The organism is Streptococcus sp. ACS2, assembly GCF_000525585.1.
Taxonomy (GTDB): Bacteria; Bacillota; Bacilli; order Lactobacillales; family Streptococcaceae; genus Streptococcus.
Window position 1 is genome coordinate 25,308 of the sequence record NZ_JALT01000012.1, and the last position, 26,992, is coordinate 52,299.

Sequence of the window (26,992 nt, forward strand, 5' to 3'; positions counted from 1 at the left end):
AATTGAGTATGTCTGCCTTTCGTTTAGGTGTAAAAGCTGCAGTACCGACAGCCCTAGGATATGTGGCTATTGGCCTAGCCTTTGGTGTTGTAGCGGCGGCTTCTGGTCTATCGGCCCTTGAGGTTGGCCTCATGTGTGCCTTGGTCTATGGTGGCTCGGCTCAGTTTGCTATGTGTGCATTAGTAGTTGCAGGAGCTAGCCTTGGTGAGTTAACCTTGACTGTTTTCTTAGTTAATTTGCGTAACATGTTGATGAGTTTACATGCAACGACGATTTTTACAAAAACAAGCCTCTGGAATCAGCTGGGAATTGGTAGTCTGATTACGGATGAAAGTTATGGTGTCTTGTTGGGAGAATATGTGCACCATAAAGATATTTCTGCGAACTGGATGCATGGGAACAATATTTTCAGCTATCTGGTTTGGATTGTATCATCAGTTGTTGGGTGTTTGATTGGTTCTATGATTCCTAATCCTGAGCTTTTTGGTTTGGATTTTGCCTTGATTGCCATGTTTATAGGTTTGTTAAGTAGTCAGATAGATGCTTTGTTAGGTAAAGGCGTGCGTAAGCTATTCTTGATTTTACTATCTATTGCTATGGCTTATCTGAGCTTTAGTGTCATCTTGTCGGAATCTTTGGCTGTTTTAGTGGCTACTTTAGTTGGATGTAGTGTGGGGGTGATGTGTGATGGCCGTCAATAAGTTTATTCTCATTGCCATTCTACTTGGATTTGTTGTTAGCTGGGTGCCCCGTATTCTCCCCTTTGTTTTAGTGAAATACAAGGGCTTACCAGATATCGTTGTTCGATTTTTGCACTACTTACCAGTTTCTATCCTCTTTGCTCTGATTCTCTCTAGTCTCACGACTGAGAAGATTGGTCACTTGCCACAGTTTAAGTGGATGGAAATACTGGCTACTGTGCCAACGGTAATTGTAGCATTTAAGAGCAAAAATCTGCTCTATGCAGTAATCGTCGGTATAGTGTCTATGGCCCTGATTCGTTTAGTGTTTTAGTAAATGAAAAGACTTGGAGTTGCTCTTAGTGAGTCGCTTTCCAAGTCTTTTTTAGTTATTGTTAAAAAAAGCAGCGATATCGTCTTCACTGAGACCAATCATTGGATCTATAGTTGACCAATTATCTTCAGTTAAACGATAGTTTTCTTCGGTTTGCACAGGTTTGTTAACAGACTTATCCACAGGTTGTGAATAAGTGTTAATAAGAGCTGGAGATGGATTTAGATTTCCCGAAATGTCTTTGTTTTCAAGGGGTTCTGAGGATTCGTTGTTTTCCTTTTTTGTTTGATTGGATGCGTCTGTTGCCTCGTTTTTAACAATCTTTTCGACAGACTTATCAACAGCTTGTGTATAAGTTTGTTCAAAACGTTGGATGAGATAAGTATTTCGTTTAGCCCCCTCGTTGTGAACAGCATAATCGAAGGCTGCGATTTCCCCTAGCATGACTAGTTTACTCTTGGCGCGTGTGATTGCGGTGTAAATGAGGTTACGTTGTAGCATACGCCCACTTTGGCGTGTGATGGGAAGGATAACGACTGGGAACTCACTCCCTTGGGATTTGTGGATTGACATGGCATAGGCCAGAGTAATCTTACTCCATTCGTTACGAGGATAGATAACTTCATTGCCATCGAAGGACATGTAAATTTCGTCCTGCTTGCTTTCAGTATATTTACCAGGAATGAGATCAGTAATGATTCCGATGTCGCCATTGAAGACATTAAGTTCGGTATCGTTGACCAGATGGAGAATCTTGTCGTTTTTGCGGAAGAAGATATCATTAAAGGCGAACTGATTGGCCTTTTCTTTAGGATTAAGTAGGTCTTGCATAATGGTATTGAGATTGTTAATACCAGCCTGTCCTCGGTACATGGGGGCTAGAATCTGAACATCCTGAGCTGCAATCCCACTCTTTATCGCAGCAGAGACGATTTTAGGAACCATCTGTGGAATATGGTTGGCATTGGCCTCAAAGTAAGAGCGGTCAGCCTTTTTCTCTGTGAAATCAGCGGGTAGTTGGCCTTGGCGCATCTGGCTAGCTAGGGTAACGATAGTGGAATCCTCGGATTGTCTGAAAATTTTGGTTAGGGAAACTTTAGGCAAGTTATCAATCTGCAAAAGGTCAGCCAAGACTTGGCCAGGGCCTACGGAAGGTAGTTGGTCTTGGTCACCCACAATGATAACTTGGGTTGAATCAGGGATACTTTCAAAGAGTTGATTGGCCAACCAAGTATCAACCATAGAGAACTCGTCGATGATAATCAAATCGCAATCGAGATAGTCCTCTAAGGTCTTAAAATCGTCCTCGCTATTGAGGCCTAAATGTCTATGAATAGTGGCGCTAGGGAGTTGGGTGAGTTCGTTCATCCGACGAGCAGCCCGTCCCGTTGGTGCTGCTAAAATAATGGGTAAATCAGACTTTTTGAGATCTAGGCCATGAAGGTCAGCATAGGTTTTAATAATGCCGTTAATAACAGTGGTTTTCCCTGTTCCGGGACCACCTGTCAGGATGAAGACCTTGCTTTGTAGGGCTTTGATAATGGCATCTTTTTGAACCTGATCATAAGTAATACCAAGCTCCTCTTCCACCTCTTCAAGGCTGTCTAAGATTTTGTCTTCAGAGCTAACATCAAGTTTGTCCTTCATGATACGAGTTAGGTGGGTATAAATGCCCTGTTCCGCAAAATATAGGGTATTATCAAAGATTTTAGTCTCTACATTTTGCACCTTATCCTCTTGGATAAGATTGGTTAATTGGTTAGCGACCAAGGCGGGGTCAAGTTCAATCGGACGAGCACCTTCCAAAAGAATGATGGTCCGTTCAAGCAAGGCTTTGGCTTCTATGTAGGTGTCGCCTTCTTCCATACTGGCTTCTAGTAGACAATGAATCAAGGCAGCTCGTAAACGCTCAGGAGCATCACTAGCAATTCCAAGACGTTCAGCTAGTTGGTCAGCCATTTTAAAACCGATTCCTTGAATCTCCTCTACTAATAGATAAGGGTGTTCCTCAATAAGATTTAGTGACTCTTCCTTATATTGGTTGAAAATTTGTGAGGCGGCCTTTGGTGTGAGTCCATAGCTAGAAAGTTTGGACAGGATTTGCTCGGCTCCATAATTGATTTTTAACTTAGCAACAATGGCTTCTCGATTGACCTTGGAGAGGTTGGGAATCTGCTCTAACTCGCTAGGATTCTCGAGAATCTTGTCAATAGGGTCTTCTCCGTAAATTTCGACAATACGCTCGGCCGTTTTCTTACCGATTCCTTTGAAATTGTCGCTGGCAAAATATTTGATAAGACCGCTGGCAGAAGGTTTTGAACGCTCGTAGCGGGTCATTTGTAGCTGTTCCCCATATTTAGGGTGATTGGTTAGTTGGCCCCAGAAGGTATAGTCTTCACCCTCCATGACATCCCCCATAGTTCCTGTGACAATGATTTCGTAGTCTTCAAAATCACTGTCCGTTTCGTCAATCTCTAAGAGTAAGATACGAAAAAAATTGCTAGCGTTTTCGAAAATGACGCGTTCGATAGTTCCTGAAAAATAAAATTCTTGCATGTGTTTTTCCTAGATACATAATAAGGCTGGGTTTCCCCAACCTTATCTTATTTAGTAGTTTTAGTTGTCTTCAACGGTACCAATTTTATTAAGAGGCCAGAAGCGGAATTTGACTTCCCCTACAAGAGCACTCTTGTCAAAGTAACCAACTTCGCGGCTATCTTTTGAAACGATACGGTTATCTCCAAGTAGGAAATATTTGCCTTCAGGAACAGTGACAGAGAAAGTGGTGTTTTTGTCTGCGTTGACAGTGAAGGCCTTAGATTCTTTAGCCAGTTGTTGGAAGTAATCGCGGTATGCATACTCTTTTTGTAGCTTATCTTTGGCAAAGGCAGCCTGGAATTCTTTGAGGTATTCTTCCTTGACTTCTTTACCGTTGACAGTAAGTTTATCGTTTTGATAGGTAATGGTATCACCTGGCATCCCAATGACACGTTTTACGATTTGTTTCGTCTTACCATTTTCAACCTCCTTGGCAACGACAATATCAAAGCGTTCAATGGACGTGTGTTTCAAAACAATAACACGCTGGTTATTGGCGAGAGTTGGATCCATTGAGTGGCCGTCAACCTGAACAGGAAGCCAGAGGAAGAGGCGAGTCAAGAGGAAGAATGTGATAAAGAGGATAAAGAGTCCCCATTCACGAAGAAAAATGAGAAAGTATTGGGTCCATTTGTTTTTCATAGTTAAGGCCTTTCAGGGTTATTTTAAGCGTTGGTAGGCTTTTTTAGTATTGGCGAAATGATATTTAGCAGTAGCTTGGAGAGCCTGATCTCCGTAGGCTTGAAGAAGCTTGGCTGCGACCTGGTCGGACTTAGCACCAGCACCTGAAGGAAGAGTATAACCTACTTCTTGGCTGAGTTTATCCAGATTTTCCAGGAAGAGATTGCGAGCGATGATAGAGCTCACCGCGACAGCTAGGTATTTACCTTCGGCTTTTTCTTCTAAAGTAATAGGGAAGTCAAAGCGATTACGTTCGTTCTTGAGATATTTTTGATAATTTTTCTCGCTGGTGAAGGCATCGATGACAATCTTATCTGGTTTAGCACCTGATTGTAACAATAGGAAGATAGCCTGATTATGGAGGGCTACTTTAACGGACACAGCATTATGACTCTTACCGTCTCCAACCACTTCATTGTACTTTCTAGGCGAAAGAAGGAGTGCCTTGTGAGGAATTTTCTCCTCCAACATAGGTGCAATCTGACGAATCTTGATATCGTTAAGATTTTTAGAATCATCAACTCCTAGAGATTTCAAAAAGGCATGGTCAGCTGGGGTAACTAGACTAGCTACAACAGCTAGACCACCAAAATAGGAGCCATTTCCGACTTCGTCTGATCCAATTAGGGCTAGGTTTTGCCCATCAGGTGAATGCTTAGGTTCAGCTTGGTATCCAAAACGGCTAGCTAGGATTTCTGGCTTAGCACCTTGGAAAGTTACCTTTCCTGAAGTATAGGCGATGACACTTATTCCATCGACCTTGGCTGAAAAACTTGCATAAGGATTTTTAGTCGCAGTCGCATAGCTTGCTAGGTCCTTCTGGAGTGTCGAAATCTGCTCTGCTGTCATTTTTAATACGATTGTGCCCATGAAATCTATTTTAGCACAAAAAAGGAGAATTGGTAGATATTTTACAGACTCGGAATCCCTGAAAATTATTTTTCTGGAGAAGTGCAAAGTCTAAAATTTACGAAAGTTAAAATTTAGGATATAATGATTAGAAAGAGAATGCCTAACCCTGCTCTTTTTTCCACAATTAGAAGAAATAGGTTGGCATTTAAGTGTCGAACACGCCTCAGAGTAAGTGTCTGAATCTTGCTAAAAAATGGCGATATAAAAGCAATAAAATAAGGAGAAGCTGCGGTGGCGAATCCGTGACCACCATTGATTGGCAGCTAACAAGCAAATGGCAAATAAGAACCGTTACAAATTTCATTTTGGAGAGAAGAACCTCACGCTAACAACTGATAAGGATAATCTATTCATGGAAGAGGTTGAGCGTGTTGCCCACGAGAAATATAAAATTATCAAAGAGCAGATGAAAAATGCTGACAATGAAACGATTGCTATCCTAATGGCTATCAATTCTTTGTCGACTCAGTTGGAACGTGAAATACAAGTTGAAGATATGGAAAAAGAGTTGGAAACGTTGAGAGCTAAGCAACTTGAACAACTTAAGGTCAAGGCGACAGCTACAAATGACGATGAGGATGACGCATGATTGGACTCCTTGTCTTAGCTATCGTGGCTTGGAATTTCTACATTGGCTACCGTCGAGGCCTTTTTATGCAAGCTTATTACGTGGTTTCAGTCATTATTGCCATGTGTGTAGCGGCCTACTTTTACCGGTCGCTAGGAGAGGCTATCAATCTTTGGATACCTTATACCAATCCAACAAAAGATGCTAGTATAGCTTTCTTTAAAGATCAGAACATCTTCTCACTTGACCGTGTCTATTATGCAGGTGTTGCCTATTTTGCCATTTACTGTGTGGCTTATTATGGTTTGCGCTTTCTTGGGATTTTCTTCCATTTTGTGAGAATTGAGCGACTTGATCAGAGACGTTACCAAGTGGTAGGTGGTGTCTTGGCCTCCTTAGTGAGTCTTGTGCCTTTGACTATGTTGGGTAATATTCTTGCGACTGTTCCCATGAATAACATTCAAACGGTCTTGTCATCTAGCTGGGTTTTGCGACTTTTGATTAATTGGAATTTTCCAGTTAGTCAGATTATCCAGCACTTGTGGACAAGTGTGATATAGAAAATAGAAGTCTTCCTTGATTAAGGGAGGCTTTTTTGTTCTTTGTTTTGGTAACATATGAAAAAAGACTGAACACAAGGTCTCAGTCTTTCTTATCTATTTTTACCCTAAGGTTGCAATGGTACACCCGGAACCACCAGCACTTTGTGGGGCATATTCAAAACTTTTAACATGGCGATGACGTCGGAGATATTTGGTAACAGCATCACGGATGACACCTGTACCAATACCGTGGATGATGTCCACCTGACTCATGTTATTAAGTAGGGCTTGGTCAATAAAGGCATCAAGCTCTTGCATGGCTTCTTCGTAACGTTTCCCACGAAGGTCTAGACGGGCACGAGGACCGCTAGATGCCTTCTTGGCTTTTTTAACCACGTTAATCTGTTTCTTCTTAGGTTGTTGGGCTTCAGCTTGGGCACGAACCAGAGTGAATTCATCTGCCTTGAGTGTCATCTTGATGAGACCTACTTGGGCTTCCCAGTTACCATTTTTGGCTTGACTGGTAAGCGTACCACGTTGACCATAAGCAGTAACGATGATATCATCTCCGACACGAGGGGCACGCGCAGCCTTTTCTTTCTTAGCCTTACGAAGGACCTTATTCTTAGAGAGATCCACTTGTGGGGCAAGTTTCTTGAGTTTTCCTTTGGCGTCGATAACTTCATGAGGTTTGAGTTGACTCTTATCGTGGAGATTTTTGAGAATACTATCGCTCTCAGCCAAAGCGGTATCAACCATCTCTTGAATTTCTTTTTGAGCCTTTTCGAGTTCCTTGTCGTATTCATGGGAGAATTCGTTATAGAGTTTCTTGACCGCACGGTTGAATTTAAGGTTCTCTTGCTCCACGTCCTTGATGTGTTCCAGACGTTTTTGTGTTTCCACAGTTTGGGCTTCAAGTTGCTCGATGATACGGTTGACATCACTATCAGTATCCGTGAGGTTTTCTGCTTCCTTGACAATAATCTCATTCAAACCGAGGCGTCGAGCAATTTCAAAGGCATTAGAACGACCAGGAACCCCTTGCATAAAACGATAGGTAGGGCTTAAAGTCGCTGTGTCAAACTCCATGCTGGCATTTTCCACATGTTGCGTCTCAATCCCATAGGCCTTAAGCTCAGGATAGTGAGTGGTAGCCATGGTCTTAATCTGACTTAAACGGAGGTGCTCTAAGATTGCCATGGCTAGACTAGCTCCTTCCTGAGGGTCGGTACCAGCCCCAAGCTCATCGACCAAGACCAGGCTGTTACTGTCGGCAGCATTCAGAATCTCAACAATGTGGGTCATGTGACTAGAGAAAGTTGACAAACTTTGTTCGATAGACTGTTCGTCTCCGATGTCCGCAAAAATCTCTTGGAAAATGGCGACACGGCTGCCCTTATCAGCCAAAATTGGAAGACCAGATTGAGCCATTAGTTGTGCTAGTCCTAGCGTTTTAAGCATGACCGTTTTACCACCAGTATTGGGACCTGTGATGACAATGGCCGTGAGGTCCTCATCAAAGTGCAAATCGTTGGCTACAGGATTGGCCAAAAGAGGGTGACGAACGTTAAGTAGTTGTAGTGTTTGGTTGTCACTAATCTTTGGAATAACCGCTTTTTTATCATGGAGATAGAGATATTTTCCTCGAATGAAGTCCATGTGGCCCAAAATCCAAGCGTTGTTGGCAATTGCAGCAGCCTGTGGACGGAGTTGATCAGACAGTTCATGCAGGATACGAGCCATCTCGTGGCGTTCGTCTGCACGTAATTGTGTAATTTCTTCGTTAAGCTGGATAACGGCACGTGGCTCGATATATACTGTGTTTCCAGAGCTTGAGATGTCATGCACAACTCCAGCAATACGGTTACGGTAGGTATTTTTGACAGGAAGCACCGAACGACCGTTACGACTAGCAATCAAACTCTCAGCCAACATGTGGCCAGATTTCTTGAGAATGTCTTGCAAGGTCTGGCGAATGGCATCATCACAAGATTTAAGTTGACGACGGATATTTTGCAACTCTGGGCTAGCAAAATGCTCAATAAAACCACCGTCATTGATGCTCTGAAGGCTACCTTGGAGACTTGGGAAGGCTTCAATCTTTTCGAAAAGACGTTTAAGGGCAATGAGCTCTACATTTTCAAGGTCAGCGTAAAAGCGACCGAGGTCAGCTGAAGCTTGTAGCACCTTCTTGATAGCAATGAGCTCCTGGATGTTGAGGTCAGCATCTAGTTCCAAGCGACGCAAGGGCTCAGAAATATCTCGCAAGCTACCAATGGCAAAGCCATGGTGCTCTACGAAAATCTCTGCCATTTCTTGGATTTCTGTAAATTGATTTTGAATTCTTTCTGGATTGGTCATAGGTACCAAGTCACGCAACTCCGCCTGAGCCTGTTCAGTCTGCAGGTATTCTGTGAACTGGTCCTTGACCTTGTTAAATTCTAATTGGTCTAAAATCTTTGTGTTCATAGCTCCTATTATAACACATTTGACTATAGGGGGGTGGAGGTGGGAAATGCTTGAGATAGTTTTATAAGCGGGCTTTTGTCATCAGATGTTGAGTGACTATTTTTACAGTTTGTCTCTGAACAATTTTCCTTGAAGTTTTTTATTTTTGAACGACTATTTTACAAAAGAGTCTCTCTAAAATAAGAGATTTTCAATTAAAACCAATGCTCCCATCTATGCTATAATAAACCTATGACTAATCAGAAAAAATTACTATTAATCGACGGTTCATCCGTTGCCTTTCGTGCCTTTTTCGCACTCTATAATCAAATTGACCGTTTTCGTAACAATAACGGCCTTCATACCAATGCTATCTACGGTTTCCACCTCATGTTGGACAACCTGCTTGAGCGTATCCAACCGACTCATGTTTTGGTAGCTTTTGATGCTGGTAAAACAACTTTCCGTACAGAGATGTTTGCGGACTATAAGGCTGGTCGTGCCAAGACTCCAGAGGAATTCCGTGAGCAGTTCCCTTATATTCGTGAGATGTTGGCTGCACGTGGCATCGCCTATTATGACTTGGCTCAGTACGAGGCAGATGACATTATCGGTACCTTAGCTAAGATGGCTGAAAATACCAGTGAGGACTACCAAATCACAGTTGTTTCTGGGGATAAAGACTTGATTCAGCTGACTGACGAAAATACAGTCGTTGAGATTTCGAAAAAAGGTGTAGCTGAGTTTGAAGCCTTCACACCTGACTACCTCATGGAGAAAATGGGGATTACTCCAGCTCAATTCATCGACCTTAAGGCCCTCATGGGTGATAAGTCCGATAATATTCCAGGAGTGACTAAGATTGGTGAAAAGACAGGTCTCAAGCTCCTCTTGGAACACGGTTCCCTTGAAGGTATCTATGATCACATCGACGAGATGAAGAAGTCCAAAATGAAGGAAAATCTCATCAATGACAAGGAACAAGCCTTCCTTTCTAAGACCCTGGCGACTATTGATACCCAGTCTCCTATTGAAATTGGTCTCGATGATACGGCCTTTACGGGACCTGACCTTGAAAAATTGGCAGCCTTTTATGACGAGATGGGCTTTGTTCAGTTTAAAAATGCCCTTGGTGGCGAGGCTGTGCCACAAGATTTTGATGTGGCCTATGAAGAGCCTAGCCAAGTAACAGCGGATCACTTCAGCCTTGATGATTTCTTTTATTTTGAAATCCTTGGTGAGAATTATCACACTGAGCCTATCATCGGTTTTGCATGGGGTAACGACAAGCAGATTTATGCGTCTACAGATACTGATCTACTCAAATCAGACGCCTTCCAGGCAGCTCTTTCTAAAGCTGTTAATATCTACGATTTCAAGCGTAGTAAGGTCCTTTTGAGTCATCTAGGTATTGACTTGCCTACAGCTAATTTTGATGCACGTCTGGCCAAGTATCTCCTCTCAACCGTTGAGGACAATGAATTGTCAACCATTGCCCGTCTCTATACAGACTTGCCGCTTGAAACAGATGAAGTGGTCTATGGTAAAGGAGCTAAACGTGCCGTTCCTGAAAAAGAGGTCTTGCTCAGCCACCTAGCTAAAAAAGTCAAGGTCCTTCAGGTAGCTAAACCTGTCATGCTTGAAAAATTGGCTGAACACGGTCAATCAGAGCTTCTCTTTGATATGGAGTTACCACTGGCAAATGTGCTAGCTAAGATGGAAATCGCTGGTATTAAGGTTAAGGGACAAACCCTTAACGAGATGGCAGTGGAAAACCAAGTAGTCATCGATAAATTGACCCAAGAAATCTATGAAATGGCGGGCGAAGAGTTTAATATCAACTCGCCAAAACAGTTGGGTGTCATCCTCTTCGAAAAGATGGGACTGCCTTTGGAATACACTAAAAAAACCAAGACAGGTTATTCAACGGCTGTGGATGTCCTTGAACGTTTGGCACCAATTGCTCCAATCGTAGCTAAGATTTTGGAGTACCGCCAAATCACTAAGCTTCAGTCTACCTATGTCTTGGGGCTTCAGGATTATATCCTTGAGGATGGCAAGATCCATACCCGTTATGTGCAAGATTTAACACAGACAGGTCGCCTCTCATCAGTGGATCCAAACTTGCAAAATATCCCTGTTCGCTTGGAGCAAGGTCGTCTCATCCGTAAGGCTTTTGTCCCATCGACTGAGGACGCAGTGCTTTTAAGCTCGGATTATTCACAGATTGAGTTGCGCGTGTTGGCTCACATTTCGGGAGATGAGCATTTGATTGCTGCTTTTAAAGAGGGGGCAGATATCCATACCTCTACCGCCATGCGTGTCTTTGGTATTGAAAAGCCAGAGAATGTCACACCTAACGACCGTCGTAACGCCAAGGCTGTTAACTTCGGTATCGTTTATGGCATTTCTGACTTCGGCCTTTCTAACAACCTTGGCATTAGCCGTAAAAAGGCCAAGGAGTATATCGACACCTACTTTGAGCGTTATCCTGGTATCAAGGCCTATATGGATAATGTGGTTCGTGAAGCTAAGGATAAGGGCTACGTAGAAACTCTCTTCCACCGCCGTCGTGAGTTGCCAGATATCAATTCTCGTAACTTTAATGTTCGCAACTTCGCAGAGCGTACAGCTATCAACTCACCTATCCAAGGAAGTGCCGCTGATATCCTCAAGATTGCTATGATTAACTTAGACAAGGCTTTGGTAGAAGGTGGCTATAAAACTAAGATGCTCCTCCAAGTGCACGATGAAATCGTCCTTGAGGTGCCAAACGATGAACTTGTAGCGATGAAAGCCTTGGTTAAAGAAACCATGGAAGCTGCAGTCGAACTCGCTGTCCCACTCATTGCAGATGAGAATGACGGCCGTACATGGTATGAGGCAAAGTAAAACATGAAAGAAAATTTTCCATTTACCTATTTTCTCTTGCGTTACATGCTAGGATTTCTGGCTGTTATCCTAGGTATTGTGGCTATATTAGTAATAATCATCTACTTTATGACCAAGTAGAAATAGACAGATGAAAGCTGGACTGAGGTTCGGCTTTTTTGCCTATTGAAAACCACCAGCTATGCTAGTGGTTCCGAAAAGTTTTTAACGATGTATCAAAAAAGTTCCCCTAAAGTGTTATATTAGATAGGGGTTCCCGACCAGTAGTTAATATACTAATGAGACTTGCTAGTCGGGTTAGCTAGCAAAGGTGGTGCTGAATCGGTGGTTTTTTAAGCCTTGGCCGGTAGCAGAGGCTTTCATCCGAAGAGCAAGTCACAAGTTCTAATCTATGAACTTAGAAAGGAAGGAATAACTTAGAACAACTCTCAAATAAATTTGGAATAAACATTTCTAATTTTAGTTATATAATTAAATTGATTAATCGTTAACCTTTATTTTATAATTAGATAAACAAATTTGAATTTCTGGAGTAGTAGTGCAATGAAAAAGGATAAATATAAGAATTTGATTTTCGCATATACGGTTTTATATACATTTGTAACGGTGCTAAACAGCATTTTGTATTTATATAACGGAATATATGAGGATCCGAGCGGAAACTGGCACGAAATAGACAGAGCAATCATAGTTTTAATAGGTGTAGTGGCATATGCTCTTGTTACAGAGCTGATTATAAAGCCTATGGTTCTAAGATATGTAGTTTCGTACATACCGACAGTTTTACTTGCATTTTTTTATGTATGGTCTACGAGCTTTAGAGAAAATTTAGCTCAGTCCGCGTATATGGACGTCTGGATAAATTTCACGTCTATGTTCGTTATATTTTGTATAGTCCATTTTATTGTGTACAAATGTAGAAAAAAGAAAGAGACAATGAAGTAAATTAATTCCAATTTATAGAATTGTATACGGCAAAGGTAGCAATTGAATATGGTAAAATTACTGATGGCTTTTTTAAAGCAGAACTTGTGCCAAAAGAAGTTGGTCCTGGTGGTGGAACATTATCATTTTTACCCCAAGGAGTATCTTTGACTGGTTCTGTAATGTCATCACCAAATGAGAAAGCTGATGATCAGTCAGATAAAAGTAAGGATCGTATCTGGGGTGGGCAGTCACTTTATGGCACCACAGACGACAGTTACTTCTTTTACAAAGTAGACTAATAACTCCAAAGCTGAAACTTGAATGTTTCGGCTTTTTTGTTCCCCATAGTGACATTTATGTCACTATTCTTTATTGGCCATCTTATCTACAATAGAAGTATAACTGAGAACAGCGACAGGAGTTCTTAATAAAAAGGAGTGTCGTATTATGATTGAATTTTTTATGTCAAAAAATGTGACTTATTTGGAATTGTTTTATATCTTTTTGGGAGTAGTTCTTTCAAAAGTATACCTTGCTTTTCGAGGCCGTAAGCACGATAAACTTGATGTATAAGAAAAAGGGTAGCACTCAATGCTATCCTTTTTTACTGTCTTCATAAGTTTTAATCATCTTCTTCTGTGGTGTGGCCATTGGGAACTGGTCAAAGTCTTGACTAGCCACCCAGCGTAGCTCCTTATCGGAAGTAGGTTTATCGTTCTTAACGTTGCCTTCCATCATTTCGATGGTCCATTTTTGATGGCTGAAGGTATGCTTTACGGGTGTAAAGCTATTGTTTGTCCATTCTGGTTTGAGGGCATAATTTTCCTCAAAAATAGCCTTTTGAGAGACTGTTTCGAGAATACAATCATCCTTTTCAAAAAGGCTGAGTTGTTGGCCAATAAAGTCTGTTTCCATGATAGGGAAGGACCAGAAACCACCTAGCAGACGTCCCTCGATATTTTTTTCGAGCAGAAATTCACCCTTTGCATTTCTGATAATAAAAGCCTGAATTTGCATAGGTTTAGGCTTTTTCTTAGGCAATTTGATGGGGTATTTGTCATAAGTTCCATTGAGATAGGCTGCACAGAAAAAGCGAATAGGGCTTTCGTTGGGTCTTGGATTTTTAGCTGACTCGATATCAGTCCCAAGGTCCATAAGCGCCTGATTAAAGTCACCTGGACGGTCAGGGTCAATCAAAATGTCCATAATCGCTTGGAAAATCTTACGATTTTTGGCGTCTCCGATATCGTAGTTAACCTCAAAGAGACGAGCCATAACCCGCATAACATTACCATCAACAGCAGGTTCTGGGAGCCCAAAAGCGATGCTAGAAATAGCACCAGCAGTATAGGGTCCGATGCCCTTGAGTTTGGCAATGTTTTCATATGTATCTGGAAACTGACCATCAAAGTCATCCATGATTTGTTGCGCAGCCTTTTGCATGTTTCGGACACGTGAATAGTAGCCTAGTCCCTCCCAAGCTTTGAGAAGCTTCTCTTCTGGGGCTTCGGCCAAATCCTTAACTGTTGGGAACCAGTCTAAAAAGCGCTCGTAATAGGGAATAACAGTCTGAACCTGGGTTTGTTGTAGCATGATTTCACTGACCCAGATATAGTATGGGTTTCTAGTCCTACGCCAGGGGAGGTCTCGTTTCTCTCGATCGTACCAGTCCAGGAGGGTGCGACGAAAAGACGCGATTTTCTCAGCATCCCACATGACAATGCCGTATTCTTTTAAATCTAACATGTCTCTATTGTAGCAAAGAAATCTTTTTTCAAAAAATTATGCGTTTTTCCGACAAAAGGATTGACAAAAGTAAGCGTTTACATTATACTAAAAGTGTAAAGAAGATAAGGATTCATCAAGGAGGTAAGAGCCATGGTGAGAGTAAATATTTCAAGGTACAAAAACGGAGACTAAAATCTCTAAACAAAACAGTAGGCAAAACAAATAACTTTACCAATCATCTCTGAGGAGCGTGACCGCATGACAGTAGGGCGTTACAAGAACGGAGATTAATTCAGTCGCATAAAATAGCTACAAGGGAGTGATACCACCAGAAGTCGAAAGCCAAACTCAAATCTGTTAACTTAAGAAAAGTGAGGTAAAACTCATGAGAAATGTTAGTAGGTATAAAAATGGAGACACATAGGTTGTTGCGTAAAATAGCCTAAGGAGTGATACCCATGCCACACGAAACGTAAGTCCTATATTCTTAAGATGAACGAGGTGAGTTCATGAAAAATATGAGTAGGTATAAAAACGGCGATTAATAATGTTGCATAAAATAGCTACAAGGGAGTGATACCACCAGAAATCGAAAGCTAAACTCAAGATTAACGTCAAAAAGTGAGGTAAAGCTCATGAGAAATGTTAGTAGGTATAAAAATGGTGACACTTAAGCTGTTGCGTAAGATAGCTTAAGGAGTGATACCAATGCCAAATGAGTAATCTATCGACAAAAGTTAAATGCTTAAATCTTGTAATAAAGTACCGAGGTGACGCTTATGTTGATGTTTGATGTAAGTCGTTATAAGAACGGCGACAAGTAAACCTCATTGAGTGGTCAATGGGGAGATAGGTCTCAAATCATATGAATCAGAGGTGATTACTATGATGATGAATTTAGGACGTTATAAAAATGGAGACACTTCAAGTTATTGCATAAAATAGCTTAGGGAGTGATACCGATGTAATAGAAAATTTACAATGCTTGAAAGTTGTTTGTAAGTTGATGGAGGTAATCTATGATTGCTAGGTATAAAAATGGTGACACACAATGACTCCTCCTTATGAAAATATTTTTTACGAAATTCCAAAAGGATGTTCTAATGACAATTGAAGAATCTTAAAAGCTCATTCTAGCGTGTAAGAATGAGCTTTTTGATATGTTGAATATTAGTGGATTTTAGTGAGAGACTCTTAGTCCTTTTTGTTCAACCGAACCTTCCGTAGGAGAGCAAGCCTTTTTTGTTCTTTTACTAGAGTCGTAAAGATTTGGTATTGATTTTTAAGATGCGGTAGGAAACTCTTAGGAATTTTACTATCGAAGTTTAGCTTGTTCAGAAATATGGGGGCACTACTGTCTCTATAGATTTGTCCTTGGAAGAAGTAGTTGTCGGTCACGATATCAACTGAGATACGTGATGAGCGCCATCGACGTTTGCGCATGTACTTGGGTTTCCAACGAATCTTAAGTTGCTGGTCCTTGATATACCACCCCATGATGTCTATTTTGGCGGTCTGTTTCGTTTTGTCATCAAAGTAGGTTACTGGTACGCTTAAAACCTGCTGGCTTCTTGGTGAGGTTAAGAAGGGGTGAAAATCAGGAATGAAGTCGTAGTCCTTGCTAGACACTTCCGATAGACCGTCTTCTTCTCGTATTTTGCCACGGCTGACGTACTTAAAGAAGTCAAAACTCTCACCTTGTCTTTCTAGTCGTTCAGCCTCTAATTGATATCTTGTCACCTGATCACCGATATTTTTATTCGTCTTGAGGTAACGCATGATTTCTTCATCCTTGTAGTAAAGAGCGACGAGATTTTTTAGACGCTGACTAGGGTTCAGAGAGTGTAACTTGTCTGGAAAAGACAAGATTTGTATGCTAGGAACAGAGGCTAAAGGGACAGCAGCGATACCTGATAAGAGATTATCTTGTTCAAAGAGGGAGACGGTATCAAAATGACTGGTATGACCAAGCTGATGTCTTATGTCAACAACAAAGAGGTTATTGTCCTGTTTAAAAGTGATAATGTAGGTATCACTTGGACCTAAGTTTTTAAAATCATATTCTAGGGTAGTAATAGGAATATTGTAGTAGTGGTTAAAGGTTGGAAGTCCTAGTTTTTCCCCTAATTTCTTTTTATGATAAAGCATTCTCTTATTTTAGCATGAAGTTTAGTCAGAGAAAAGATAACTGATGAGGTCTAGCTCTTTTCTTGGTCATTTAAACTTTTTACTATTTGGAAGATAAAGTTAATAAGTTTTTCCTTGCAATATCTCCTATTCTTTGGTAAAATCATATCTTGTGAGTGCACCTCACTTACTCGTGGAGAAAGACCATGAGTCATTAGACCAAAAGAGGAGGAAAATATCAATGGCTAAATACGAAATTCTTTATATCATTCGTCCAAACATTGAAGAAGAAGCTAAAAACGCTTTGGTAGCACGTTTCGATTCTATCTTGACTGACAACGGTGCAACTGTTGTTGAATCAAAAGATTGGGAAAAACGTCGTCTTGCATACGAAATCCAAGATTTCCGTGAAGGACTTTACCACGTTGTTAACGTTGAATCTGATAACGATTTTGCTCTTAACGAGTTTGACCGTCTTTCAAAAATCAACGGTGACATTCTTCGTCACATGATCGTTAAACTTGACGCGTAAGAAGGTAGATTATGATTAATAATGTCGTACTCGTTGGTCGCATGACCCGTGATGCGGAACTTCGTTATACACCAAGTAATGTTGCAGTTGCTACATTCAGTCTTGCAGTTAATCGTAACTTCAAGGGTGCTAATGGTGAACGTGAAACTGACTTTATTAACTGTGTTATCTGGCGCCAGCAAGCTGAAAATTTGGCTAACTGGGCTAAGAAAGGCGCATTGATTGGAATTACAGGTCGTATTCAGACTCGTAACTATGAAAATCAACAAGGTCAACGTGTTTACGTAACTGAAGTTGTCGCTGATAATTTCCAAATGTTGGAAAGCCGTGCGGCACGTGAAGGTCACAGTGGTGGTTCTTACAACGCTGGAGGATTTGATAATTCAAATTCATTCGGTGGAGGAGCTTCAACTGGTGGTTCATTTGGTGGATCACAACCTGCACAATCTACACCAAACTTCGGTCGTGATGAGAGTCCATTTGGTAATTCAAATCCAATGGATATTTCAGATGACGATCTCCCATTCTAAGAATGGACAAAACGAATTAAATATATAAAGGAGAAATAAACATGGCTCAACAACGTCGTGGCGGATTCAAACGCCGTAAAAAAGTTGATTACATCGCAGCTAACAAAATCGAATATGTTGATTACAAAGATACTGAGCTTCTTAGCCGTTTCGTTTCAGAACGTGGTAAAATTCTTCCACGTCGTGTAACAGGAACTTCAGCTAAAAACCAACGTAAAGTAACAACAGCGATTAAACGCGCTCGCGTTATGGCACTTATGCCTTACGTAAACGAAGACTAAAAATAATGCCCTCGACTGAGGGTGTTTTTTTCTGCCTTGATTTTGTAGGCTTTTGTTATTTCTAGGGCTGACAGTGGAGAGTTTTATTTTATACTTTAGGGAAAAAGAAAAACCAACTGGTCTTCTCATTTATCTTGAGGAGCTAGTTGGTTGGTTTGTGGTATATAGAGTGTGTTTTCTAAGAAATCATCAAATTTTTGGTCGTTAACGAGGATATCGACATTATCTTTGAAGACCTTGAAGCGGTTTGATAACCAGTGTGTTTTGATATCCGCCCAATTATTGAAGCGGCTCCACCTGTAAGGAAGTGTAGGGTCCTGTTTTTCAAAGACATAGATACTGCCATCTTTTTCATAAGCTATAGCCGTGTGGAAATTGCTGACATCACCAGGGCTACTTTGAAAGACTGAGAGGAGTTTAACCTTTTTTGGGAACTTGAGTCCAGCTTTTTTCCAAGCTTTAAGGAGGTCATCCGTAGACTGATAGCTGATATTATCCCCAAAGAGGAGACTATAGAGAGCTTGATCCTTGGCAGTTAGCTCTTTGTGGCGTGACTTAAGATCTATAAATTCGTTTTGAAGGGGGAGGTCCAATTTGGTGAGGTCCTCTGAACTTGTAATAAGATCATGAAGAAGGAGGAACGATGTTCGTCGGCAGTTTAAGTCATCAGTAAAATGTGATTTGTTATCTTCGAAAGTTTTTTCATTAAGGAAGGTGACAAATTGATTTTGATCCTTGCCGATTTTACTTTGGGTCCATTTTTTGACAACAGGTTGGAGGTTTGTATTTTCCTGATTGTAACGACTAATATAAGGGGCTAGATTGTCCCAGTCTTTTGTCGGAATGCCCTTGCTTTTTAAGGCTTTTGCTAGCTGTTTTTCCTGAGTAGAAGTCGTCACATTGTTAAAACTATAGTAAGCTTGATAGTTTTTCTGAGTATTCTTGTGGCCACAAGCCATAAGTAGTAGGCAGCAAGCAATGATTAGTAGAGGGAATTTGATACGCATCTATTGGAATTCTTTCTTTTGTCTATTAACTTTAACATTTTAGTATAGAATAGCCAACTGTGTCAAGATTTCTGACGTAAAAAAGCACCCATAAAGGTGCTTGAGGTTGAGAATGATTAAGATGCAGGTGCGTAAGTACTTTGAACGTTGTAGTGACGTTTGAAGAAGTATTTGGCAACACCAGCGATGACACCAATGATAAGGATCACAATTGGTGAAAGACCAGGGTTAAGGTAGCTTGGAAGAAGGGCTGTAAGACTAAAGAGAGCAAACCATGCAATAAAAGAGAGTGTGATGACGGTCATGCTGAACCACCATTTTGGACGTTCTTCTTTTGGTTTGTTATTGTGACGGTAGATGTAGTGATAAGGGGTATACATAGCAAGGCCTCCAATGAATGACACTGAAAGAAGGGTTGTGAGACCGTAGCTAGTTTGTGTACCTGAGAAACCAAAGATTGCGTTCATGATAGCAACGATGGCTAGAAGGAAGAGTGAGGTATCAAGCCACATCTTCCAAGGTGTTTTATCTGTTTCTGGCACTTCTTTGTTAGGCTTACCAGTTTCAGGTTTATGGTGTTTTTCAGGAGAGAAACTAGCAGCCCAAACAGTTGGAGCACCAAGGAGTCCACGTCCTGTAATTCCTTTTTTTTGATTTTCGATAAGTTCAGGAATGACATTGCCAAGAATGTCTTTGATTTCTTGGTCTGATTTACCATCTTTGATGAGTTGGTTAGTTGCGATGTGGATAAATTCTTGGTTTTTCTTGGTGAGTTTTTGGATGTCCATGAGATGACCTTTCGATAAATAGTATTATTTTTTTAGTTTTGTAGTTTAGGGAAAAGAAGAGGCTCTATGTTAGAACCATTTTTTCCTGATAAAGTAGATAACAACGCAGGATGACCCGAAGGCTGCCATGAAGAAGATGACCCAAAAGGCGTTATCTAAATCGTTTAGAGGCATAGAATTGTTTTTAAAGTTCATACCGTAGGCGGAGAAGATAACGGTTGGGATGTCCAGAGCCATAGTCATGAGAGCGAGTGTTTTCATGATTGTGTTCTGGTTATTGCCGATAATAGAGGCAGAGGTTTCAGCCATGGCATTCAAGACATTTTCATAGATGCCTGCCATCTCAATGGCCTGTTGGGTTTCAACCAGCGTATCTTCCAAGAGATCTTCGTCCTCGATATATTTTTTCAAGCTAGAGGCGTTACCTGTTAGCTTTTTGACAATTCGCTCATTCATCTTAAGTGAGGCTTTTAGGTAGACAATGGATTTTTCCAATTCCATCATGTCAATCAAATGCTCGTTTTTAGTCGCATTTTCCAACTGAGCTTCCAATTTATCACTCTGACGGTCGATAGAACGTAGGGCGGTTAGGTAAAGTTGAGCATTGCGATAGAGAATCTGAAAGACAAAACGGGTCTTCATGAAGGTGTAGAAGTTACGTACACGGTGGTTGAGGAAGTTATCCATGAGACTGATGTCCTCAAGACAGGTAGTAACAACCACCTCATCAGTAACGATGATACCCAATGGAATAGTGACGTAGTAGCTTTTGTTATTACGCTCTTCATGGGTTGGGACGTCGACCAGAATTAGGGTGTAGTCATCTTCGACATCGATACGTGAAGTTTCTTCCACGTCCAGAGGGGCGCGGAGGTCTTGAATATCAATGTTAAACCGTTCTGCGACCTTCATGGCTTCTTCTTGGGAAGGGTTCACCAAATGAATCCAAGCACCAGGCTCGAATGTTTCAATTTCTTTGAATTCTTTTCCGGTGGATAAGAACATCTGTTTCAATGGGAACCCCTCCTTCGTCATTAAGTAAGCGCTAGCATCTTGATTGTAAAAGGATTTTTACAATCGCTTTTAAGTCCAATTAACACTGCTCTTAACTTTTTTAGTGCTGTCAAATGAGGCTTGGGATGATGTTCCTTGCCTTTTTTAGACACTCCACCATTATACTACATTTGAAACATTTTTGGGCTGGATAAATTGAAATTTTGTTATAATTATGAGAGAAAGTCGGGATGGATTTTCCATCCGTCTGTAGAAAGGAGCGGCAGTAGCTTTTGCGCTAGGGCCTCTTAAAAATATGCAAGATAAGTTAGTGATTCATGGAGCAAGAGCTCACAATTTAAAAAATATCGATGTGGAGATTCCGCGTGATAAACTGGTGGTGGTGACGGGCTTGTCAGGTTCTGGTAAGTCTTCTTTGGCCTTTGATACCATCTATGCAGAGGGGCAACGTCGTTATGTGGAAAGTCTCTCAGCCTATGCCCGCCAGTTTTTGGGAAATATGGAGAAACCTGATGTGGACTCGATTGATGGTTTGAGTCCTGCCATCTCCATTGACCAGAAAACAACAAGCAAAAACCCTCGTTCGACGGTCGGAACGGCAACAGAGATTAATGACTATCTTCGTCTTCTTTATGCCCGTGTGGGTGTTCCTTATTGTCCTAATGGTCATGGGGCCATTCAGTCGTCCTCTGTGGAACAGATTGTGGACGAGGTTCTAGCTCTTCCTGAGCGTACGCGTATGCAGATTTTAGCGCCGATTGTTCGTCGTAGAAAAGGGCAACACAAGGCCGTTTTTGAGCGTGTACAAAAGGACGGTTATGTTCGTGTTCGTGTAGATGGTGAGATTTACGATGTCACAGAAGTGCCAGAGTTGTCTAAGTCTAAGATGCATAATATCGAAGTGGTTGTGGACCGCTTGGTGAATAAGGATGGTATCCGTAGTCGTCTCTTTGATTCGGTTGAGGCGGCCCTACGTTTAGCAGATGGCTACTTGATTGTGGATACCATGGATGATAATGAACTGCTTTACTCAGAACATTATTCTTGTCCGGTTTGTGGCTTCACAGTGCCAGAGTTGGAGCCTCGTCTCTTTTCATTCAATGCGCCATTTGGCTCTTGTCCGACCTGTGATGGTTTGGGTAATAAACTGGAAGTTGATATGGATTTGGTTATCCCTGATGCTAGTAAGACCTTACGTGAAGGTGCTCTGGCGCCTTGGAATCCTATTTCGTCCAACTACTATCCAGCCATGCTTGAGCAGGCTATGGAGCAGTTCGGCGTGGATATGGATACGCCATTTGAAGATCTTAAAAAAGAAGAACAAGATTTGATTCTCTACGGATCTGGGGATCGTGAATTCCATTTCCATTATGTTAATGATTTTGGTGGGGTGCGTGATATTGATATTCCTTTTGAAGGAGTTGTGACTAATATCAATCGTCGCTATCACGAGACCAATAGTGATTTCACTCGCAATGTCATGCGAGGTTATATGAATGAGCTGTCATGTCCAACTTGTCATGGCTATCGTCTTAACGAAGCAGCACTCTCAGTTCGTGTTGGTGGTGAGAATGGTCTCAATATTGGTCAAATCTCTGATTTGTCTATTTTAGATCATCTTAAGGAGATAGATAACCTTGAATTAGGTGAAAACGAGGGAGTGATTGCTCGTCCAATTGTTAAGGAAATCAAGGATCGCTTGACTTTCTTAAATAATGTAGGCCTTAATTATTTGACTCTCTCTCGTATGGCTGGAACCCTTTCAGGTGGTGAGAGTCAGCGTATCCGTTTGGCGACACAGATTGGCTCTAACCTTTCTGGAGTCCTATATGTGTTGGACGAGCCTTCTATTGGGCTTCATCAGCGTGACAATGATCGCTTGATTTCAAGTCTTAAAAAGATGCGTGACTTGGGCAATACCTTGATTGTGGTGGAGCATGATGAAGATACTATGCGTGAGGCTGACTGGCTTATCGATGTGGGACCTGGTGCTGGTGCCTTTGGTGGTCAAATCATGGCCTCTGGAACCCCAGAGGAAGTGGCTAAGAACAAGAAATCAATCACCGGGCAATATTTGTCAGGTGCTAAATCAATTCCTGTACCGACAGAACGTCGTGTAGGTAATGGTCGTTTTATCGAGGTTACAGGAGCTAGCGAAAATAACCTTAAGAATGTATCTGTCAAGTTTCCACTTGGAAAGTTGATTGCAGTCACAGGTGTTTCTGGTTCAGGAAAATCGACTTTGGTTAATGGAATTCTCAAGAAAAAAATTGCTCAAGAGCTCAATCGCAATAGTGAGAAACCTGGTAAACACAAATCAGTGACAGGAATCGAGCATATCGAACGTTTGATTGATATTGACCAAAGTCCAATTGGGCGTACACCTCGTTCTAATCCAGCGACTTATACAGGTGTCTTTGACGATATTCGTGATCTTTTTGCTCAAACCAATGAGGCCAAGATTCGAGGTTACAAGAAGGGGCGTTTCTCTTTCAATGTCAAGGGTGGTCGTTGTGAAGCCTGTTCTGGTGATGGTATTATCAAGATTGAGATGCATTTCTTGCCTGATGTTTATGTCCCTTGTGAGGTTTGTCATGGCACACGCTATAATTCTGAGACCCTAGAGGTTCGTTATAAAGGGAAAAATATCGCGGAGATTCTGGATATGACAGTTGATGACGCGGTTGACTTCTTTGCGGCTATTCCTAAGATTGCTCGTAAGGTGCAGACAATCAAGGATGTAGGGCTTGGGTATGTGACCTTGGGACAACCAGCAACAACCCTATCAGGTGGAGAAGCTCAACGTATGAAGTTGGCTAGTGAGTTGCACAAACGCTCTACTGGGAAGTCCTTCTACATTCTGGATGAACCGACGACGGGTCTTCATACAGATGACATTGCACGTCTTTTGAAGGTGCTTCAGCGTTTTGCGGATGATGGCAACACTGTTCTCGTGATTGAGCACAATCTGGATGTTATCAAGACCGCAGACCATATTATTGATTTGGGTCCTGAAGGCGGTGTCGGTGGAGGTACTATTGTTGCAACAGGGACTCCAGAAGAGGTGGCAGCTGTTCCAGAAAGCTACACAGGACAATATCTGAAAGAAAAATTGACATAAAGAAAAAGGCTCTTTGAGTCTTTTTTTGCTTTAGGCTGGTTTAAGTTGAGCTTGCTATTCTATGGTTAAGAACAAACATACAGGAGTCAGACTATGGTTAAAAAGCGTTTTTTTATAGGCTTTAATGGTATTCTTCTAGCCCTATTTCTAGATATTTGTCTTTTGATTAGCATCCGTACAGTGGATCATCACGGCCATTTTCAATCAGCAACAGATAAATGGGAAACTTTGCTTTACGTTTTAGGAATTTATTTTACTTTTCTCCTTTTTGAGGTTATTTTTTATCTTATTCTGAAACACCGTAGAAATAAACAAGTTTTGGAACAGGTCTTATAAAGGCCTGGATTTTTGTGTTGAGTGATAGTGACATTTATGTCACTATTTTTTTGAAAAGAGAGAACCTATAATGACCTTATAGCCAAACCCACTAGGTTACCAAGACAACTAGTTTTTGAATAGTCCAAGTGGTTATTGCTGTATTTATTTTTTGACAAGAAAGGAGAAATAAGAATGCGAACTAAGGCATATGGCGAAGAGCTGACTGCTGAAACCTTAGAAAATGTCACAGGGGGTGATTTTGTATCTAGACCTCAAACCTTACCTGAACGATTGGGTTGGAACAAATGGTGGTTGAAAAGAAGACCTCCTTATGGCGATTAGAAGTTACCATGAGTACCAAATATGGGAAAGAGAAATATGGATAAACAGAAGAATAATCTTATCAGAAGTTTAAGCATTGTTATCGTGATCGTCTGGCTATTTATTGTGATGATAAATGCTACGCTAAGTTTCACCGAAGGCGTTGCTTTTATTGACCATTGTCTCGTCTGGTCAACACTTTCGCTAGCTTTTTCTTTGTTTGCGCTTAGGGTAGCGGGTAAGGACAAGGAGAAATGATTTTCTCTGCTAATTACTATAGTCTCAGGTTGAGTTTATATACTTAGCCTTTTCTTTTGTCTTTAATCCTATGGAATGGTGACATCTATGTCACTATTTTTTATTTCGTTAAGCTCTTATAATGAAGTCATAGCTTGGACTTAGTGGCTAAGAGCTGCTGAGAGAGCTAACCTTAGAATTTTATTTAGAAAGGAGCTTTGTAATGTTAGAAGAAAAACAATTATTTACGGTGTTGTCCAATGATGATTTAGAGCAAATCAGTGGTGGTTTCAACCCAGTTAAATATGGTAAGTACGTTATTAACGAATTTGTAAAAGGTTTTCGTCAAGCGTGGTAGGTAGTCGAAGTCAATGAAATAAAGAATAGGAGAGAACATGAAAAATACATTTCAAAAAATTGATATTAAAGATTTAGCAATTGTAGTTGGTGGAAGTATTTACTCATCTGTAGGATATGGAGTCGGAGTAGTTACTCACACGGTTTATGATTTTGGTCGTGGATTTGTAGATGGATTTAGAGGTTAAGGGAAAATGTATATGGATACAATGATGATGGATAAATTTGATTCTTTAACCTTTGATAAGCTTTCTGAAATTGTTGGGGGAAATGTAGCATATGACATTGGTTATGGAGTTGGACAAGTAAGTTATATTGCAGTTGAGATTTTAAAACTGAGAAAAATAAGATAGCAGGTTATTAAATAACTCCTATTTTCATGAGAGTTAAAAAGAATAAGCGTTATAAGTTTTCATCGTCCAAGTGAACTATTCACTTGGATGTTAAAGATTTATATTAGAAATATATTTAAACAAAGAAAGGTAAATACATGACAGTGCTAGCGGTGAAAGGCTTAACCTATAGTTTTGGAAAGCAAACCGTTTTGGATAATATCTCGTTCACGTTAGAGAAGGGGGATATTGCTGGTTTGATTGGTAATAATGGTGCAGGGAAGACGACCCTGATGAAACTAGTCTCAGGTATCTTGGCAGGACCCAAGGATATTATTGACTTAAAAACAAAAACTGTAGGAGCCTTGATTGAAGCTCCAGCTCTATATCCTAACATGACTGTTGAAGCTAACCTTAAATTCTATTGTAAATTGTACAGTAAGGATTACGCGTTAATTGATCGTTATAAGGACGAGTTGGAGGTGGCAGCCTATCTTAAACGCAAGGCTTCCAAATTGTCTTTGGGAATGAAGCAACGTGTGGGTTTGTTTATCGCCTTAATTGCTTCAGATGAACTCATCCTTCTTGATGAGCCTACAAATGGTTTGGATCCTAATGGAATCAACAGTCTCCTCACATTAATTAAAAAGTTAGCTAAAAACCATGGTCTAACCTTTATTATTTCAAGTCATATCCTGTCTAATCTTGAACAGGTTTGTACGAAAAATTATTTGTTGAAGAATCATAAGCTGATTTACTTAGATGACAGTGATAATGTCAAATATAAGATTTATACTGAGGATTTAAGTTTGAAGTCATTAATGACCCTACTCAAATTAAATGGTATACCTTTTGAACGACAAAAGCATGACATCTTAGTCAAAGGGTTGGCAGCTGTTAAGCAGGTTATGGATCGGGAGGGGATTCCTTTTACTTATGAAAAAGAAGGATTAAGTGAGGTGCTATTCAATGAAAAGTAAATTGAGAACGGTATTTTTAAAGCAGGAATGTGTGACAAGGAGTGTCTTTATTTGTCTTGGATTGGTAGCATTGATTGGTGCAATTGTAATCTTATGTGATGGCTATAAGGGAGCTTACCTTGGGCCATCAGCAATTATTGCCAGTTATTCCTTTATCGTGGATATCGTCTTTGCTTATCTAGCAGTGTCTAGTCTTGGACGAGAATTTCAGAATCGAACAATTAATATGATTCGGGTATCTTCCTTATCTGGATGGGAGGTCATTCTTCGAAAACTCTTAAGTTTCCTTGTGTTGTCTATAGTCGCTGCGACTATTTTGGTTTTAGAGTTAGCTTTTTATAAGTATTCTGTGCAACATGTGGATTTTCCTTTGTGGGATTATATCAGAAACATCTATATTGATTTTCTACTCTATGGAGCCTTTATTTATATGATTTCTTCTTTGCTTGTCTTGTTTGTGAAGAATACCTTAACGGCCTTTGTAACGGCTTATTTTGGAGTAACAGGAATGACTTTCTTCACGCTCTATTTGGCTAGTTTAGGGGATACCATGACTAAGCTGATGACTTATGTGCCATTTAGTTTTATGCGAGCAGTCTTTACTAGTGGTCAAGGGTTCTTTAATCTTCGCGAAGCCTTTGTTTTGTTTGTTTGGACTACGGTTTTGCTCCTTTTTATGCCAACTATCTACGAAAAGCGAGCCTTTGTATAATGCTAATAAAGTCAGAGTTTCATCT

The 26,992-nt window shown here is 40.8% G+C and carries 29 protein-coding genes; 20 read left to right on the forward strand and 9 right to left on the reverse strand.

Annotated elements, in window-relative coordinates; genetic code table 11:
- Positions 1–8 precede the first annotated feature (8 nt).
- Together HMPREF1517_RS01445 and HMPREF1517_RS01450 are read left to right on the forward strand one after the other, a co-directional pair.
- Complete coding sequence (locus HMPREF1517_RS01445) at positions 9–701, forward strand: AzlC family ABC transporter permease (RefSeq protein ID WP_037599076.1); 693 nt, start codon at positions 9–11, stop codon at positions 699–701.
- Positions 688–1,014, forward strand: coding sequence for an AzlD domain-containing protein (locus HMPREF1517_RS01450; RefSeq protein WP_037599077.1), 327 nt, complete (start codon positions 688–690; stop codon positions 1,012–1,014). The genes HMPREF1517_RS01445 and HMPREF1517_RS01450 overlap by 14 nt, the downstream gene beginning before the upstream one ends.
- Positions 1,015–1,065: 51 nt before the next feature.
- On the opposite strand, the gene recD2 is transcribed toward HMPREF1517_RS01450, so the two are convergent.
- The 3 genes from recD2 to rnhC are packed head-to-tail and all read right to left on the reverse strand — an operon-like array spanning position 1,066 to position 5,163.
- Complete coding sequence (gene recD2, locus HMPREF1517_RS01455) at positions 1,066–3,570, reverse strand: SF1B family DNA helicase RecD2 (RefSeq protein ID WP_037599078.1); 2,505 nt, start codon at positions 3,568–3,570, stop codon at positions 1,066–1,068.
- A 60-nt stretch (positions 3,571–3,630) separates the two neighbouring features.
- Entirely contained in the window at positions 3,631–4,254 is a 624-nt protein-coding gene (gene lepB, locus HMPREF1517_RS01460) for a signal peptidase I (RefSeq protein ID WP_013991198.1), read from the reverse strand.
- An 18-nt stretch (positions 4,255–4,272) separates the two neighbouring features.
- Positions 4,273–5,163, reverse strand: coding sequence for a ribonuclease HIII (gene rnhC / locus HMPREF1517_RS01465; protein WP_037599079.1), 891 nt, complete (start codon positions 5,161–5,163; stop codon positions 4,273–4,275).
- A 316-nt stretch (positions 5,164–5,479) separates the two neighbouring features.
- Between rnhC and zapA the strand changes: the two genes are divergently transcribed.
- Entirely contained in the window at positions 5,480–5,794 is a 315-nt protein-coding gene (zapA, locus tag HMPREF1517_RS01470) for a cell division protein ZapA (RefSeq protein ID WP_004183554.1), read from the forward strand.
- Positions 5,791–6,333, forward strand: a complete 543-nt coding sequence (locus HMPREF1517_RS01475; protein ID WP_004183553.1) for a CvpA family protein — start codon at positions 5,791–5,793, stop codon at positions 6,331–6,333. Before zapA ends, HMPREF1517_RS01475 begins: the two co-directional genes overlap by 4 nt.
- Positions 6,334–6,435: 102 nt before the next feature.
- Here HMPREF1517_RS01475 and HMPREF1517_RS01480 read toward each other — a convergent pair whose 3' ends face one another.
- A complete protein-coding gene (locus HMPREF1517_RS01480) occupies positions 6,436–8,784 on the reverse strand; it encodes an endonuclease MutS2 (RefSeq protein ID WP_037599080.1) in 2,349 nt (782 codons plus the stop codon).
- A 231-nt stretch (positions 8,785–9,015) separates the two neighbouring features.
- On the opposite strand from HMPREF1517_RS01480, the gene polA reads away from it, so the two are divergent.
- The 4 genes from polA (at position 9,016) to HMPREF1517_RS10700 (ending at position 13,155) form a co-directional block, all read left to right on the forward strand.
- Complete coding sequence (gene polA / locus HMPREF1517_RS01485) at positions 9,016–11,655, forward strand: DNA polymerase I (protein WP_037599081.1); 2,640 nt, start codon at positions 9,016–9,018, stop codon at positions 11,653–11,655.
- 543 nt (positions 11,656–12,198) lie between these two features.
- Positions 12,199–12,600 (forward strand): DUF6608 family protein, encoded by a 402-nt coding sequence (locus tag HMPREF1517_RS10760; protein WP_002891858.1) that lies wholly within the window; start codon positions 12,199–12,201, stop codon positions 12,598–12,600.
- Between the two features lie 20 nt (positions 12,601–12,620).
- Positions 12,621–12,881, forward strand: coding sequence for a hypothetical protein (locus HMPREF1517_RS01495; RefSeq protein ID WP_037599082.1), 261 nt, complete (start codon positions 12,621–12,623; stop codon positions 12,879–12,881).
- A 148-nt stretch (positions 12,882–13,029) separates the two neighbouring features.
- Positions 13,030–13,155: a hypothetical protein gene (locus HMPREF1517_RS10700; RefSeq protein ID WP_269634927.1), complete on the forward strand. Its 126-nt coding sequence runs from the start codon at positions 13,030–13,032 to the stop codon at positions 13,153–13,155.
- A gap of 21 nt (positions 13,156–13,176) precedes the next feature.
- Here the strand turns inward: HMPREF1517_RS10700 and mutY are convergent, their stop codons facing one another.
- Together mutY and HMPREF1517_RS01505 are read right to left on the reverse strand one after the other, a co-directional pair.
- A complete protein-coding gene (mutY, locus tag HMPREF1517_RS01500; RefSeq protein ID WP_037599083.1) occupies positions 13,177–14,328 on the reverse strand; it encodes an A/G-specific adenine glycosylase in 1,152 nt (383 codons plus the stop codon).
- 1,176 nt (positions 14,329–15,504) lie between these two features.
- A complete protein-coding gene (locus HMPREF1517_RS01505; RefSeq protein WP_037599084.1) occupies positions 15,505–16,458 on the reverse strand; it encodes a hypothetical protein in 954 nt (317 codons plus the stop codon).
- Between the two features lie 220 nt (positions 16,459–16,678).
- Here HMPREF1517_RS01505 and rpsF point away from each other — a divergent pair, with 220 nt between their 5' ends.
- From rpsF to rpsR, 3 genes are read left to right on the forward strand one after another with little or no spacing between them, the layout of a single operon-like run.
- Positions 16,679–16,969: a 30S ribosomal protein S6 gene (gene rpsF, locus HMPREF1517_RS01510; RefSeq protein WP_002884188.1), complete on the forward strand. Its 291-nt coding sequence runs from the start codon at positions 16,679–16,681 to the stop codon at positions 16,967–16,969.
- A gap of 11 nt (positions 16,970–16,980) precedes the next feature.
- Positions 16,981–17,499: a single-stranded DNA-binding protein gene (locus HMPREF1517_RS01515; RefSeq protein ID WP_002891844.1), complete on the forward strand. Its 519-nt coding sequence runs from the start codon at positions 16,981–16,983 to the stop codon at positions 17,497–17,499.
- Between the two features lie 41 nt (positions 17,500–17,540).
- A complete protein-coding gene (gene rpsR, locus HMPREF1517_RS01520; RefSeq protein ID WP_000068665.1) occupies positions 17,541–17,780 on the forward strand; it encodes a 30S ribosomal protein S18 in 240 nt (79 codons plus the stop codon).
- Between the two features lie 125 nt (positions 17,781–17,905).
- Here rpsR and HMPREF1517_RS01525 read toward each other — a convergent pair whose 3' ends face one another.
- The 3 genes from HMPREF1517_RS01525 to HMPREF1517_RS01535 all read right to left on the reverse strand — a co-directional run bounded on the left by HMPREF1517_RS01525 (position 17,906) and on the right by HMPREF1517_RS01535 (position 20,589).
- On the reverse strand, positions 17,906–18,787 hold the full coding sequence (locus tag HMPREF1517_RS01525; RefSeq protein WP_014635047.1) for a DUF4300 family protein: 882 nt from the start codon (positions 18,785–18,787) through the stop codon (positions 17,906–17,908).
- Positions 18,788–18,903: 116 nt separating this feature from the next.
- A complete protein-coding gene (locus HMPREF1517_RS01530; protein WP_014635046.1) occupies positions 18,904–19,575 on the reverse strand; it encodes a DUF1129 domain-containing protein in 672 nt (223 codons plus the stop codon).
- Between the two features lie 69 nt (positions 19,576–19,644).
- Positions 19,645–20,589, reverse strand: a complete 945-nt coding sequence (locus HMPREF1517_RS01535; RefSeq protein ID WP_013991181.1) for a magnesium transporter CorA family protein — start codon at positions 20,587–20,589, stop codon at positions 19,645–19,647.
- 295 nt (positions 20,590–20,884) lie between these two features.
- Between HMPREF1517_RS01535 and uvrA the strand changes: the two genes are divergently transcribed.
- The 9 genes from uvrA to HMPREF1517_RS01565 all read left to right on the forward strand — a co-directional run bounded on the left by uvrA (position 20,885) and on the right by HMPREF1517_RS01565 (position 26,967).
- Positions 20,885–23,710 carry an excinuclease ABC subunit UvrA gene (gene uvrA / locus HMPREF1517_RS01540; protein ID WP_037599085.1) on the forward strand — a complete coding sequence of 942 codons (2,826 nt, stop codon included), beginning with the start codon at positions 20,885–20,887 and terminating at the stop codon, positions 23,708–23,710.
- A gap of 93 nt (positions 23,711–23,803) precedes the next feature.
- Positions 23,804–24,046 (forward strand): DUF3923 family protein, encoded by a 243-nt coding sequence (locus HMPREF1517_RS01545; RefSeq protein ID WP_014632604.1) that lies wholly within the window; start codon positions 23,804–23,806, stop codon positions 24,044–24,046.
- Positions 24,047–24,220: 174 nt separating this feature from the next.
- Positions 24,221–24,370, forward strand: coding sequence for a hypothetical protein (locus tag HMPREF1517_RS10520; protein WP_014632605.1), 150 nt, complete (start codon positions 24,221–24,223; stop codon positions 24,368–24,370).
- A gap of 36 nt (positions 24,371–24,406) precedes the next feature.
- A complete protein-coding gene (locus tag HMPREF1517_RS01550; RefSeq protein ID WP_004183464.1) occupies positions 24,407–24,607 on the forward strand; it encodes a hypothetical protein in 201 nt (66 codons plus the stop codon).
- Between the two features lie 202 nt (positions 24,608–24,809).
- The gene (locus tag HMPREF1517_RS10130; RefSeq protein WP_037599086.1) at positions 24,810–24,944 is read left to right on the forward strand and encodes a bacteriocin; all 135 of its coding nucleotides are present in this window, start codon (positions 24,810–24,812) and stop codon (positions 24,942–24,944) included.
- Positions 24,945–24,981: 37 nt separating this feature from the next.
- On the forward strand, positions 24,982–25,131 hold the full coding sequence (locus HMPREF1517_RS10525) for a hypothetical protein (RefSeq protein WP_021152571.1): 150 nt from the start codon (positions 24,982–24,984) through the stop codon (positions 25,129–25,131).
- A 12-nt stretch (positions 25,132–25,143) separates the two neighbouring features.
- Positions 25,144–25,296, forward strand: coding sequence for a hypothetical protein (locus tag HMPREF1517_RS10530; protein ID WP_164555397.1), 153 nt, complete (start codon positions 25,144–25,146; stop codon positions 25,294–25,296).
- Between the two features lie 137 nt (positions 25,297–25,433).
- A complete protein-coding gene (locus tag HMPREF1517_RS10535) occupies positions 25,434–26,255 on the forward strand; it encodes an ABC transporter ATP-binding protein (RefSeq protein ID WP_037599087.1) in 822 nt (273 codons plus the stop codon).
- On the forward strand, positions 26,245–26,967 hold the full coding sequence (locus HMPREF1517_RS01565) for a hypothetical protein (RefSeq protein WP_232219550.1): 723 nt from the start codon (positions 26,245–26,247) through the stop codon (positions 26,965–26,967). The genes HMPREF1517_RS10535 and HMPREF1517_RS01565 overlap by 11 nt, the downstream gene beginning before the upstream one ends.
- Positions 26,968–26,992: the final 25 nt, after the last annotated feature.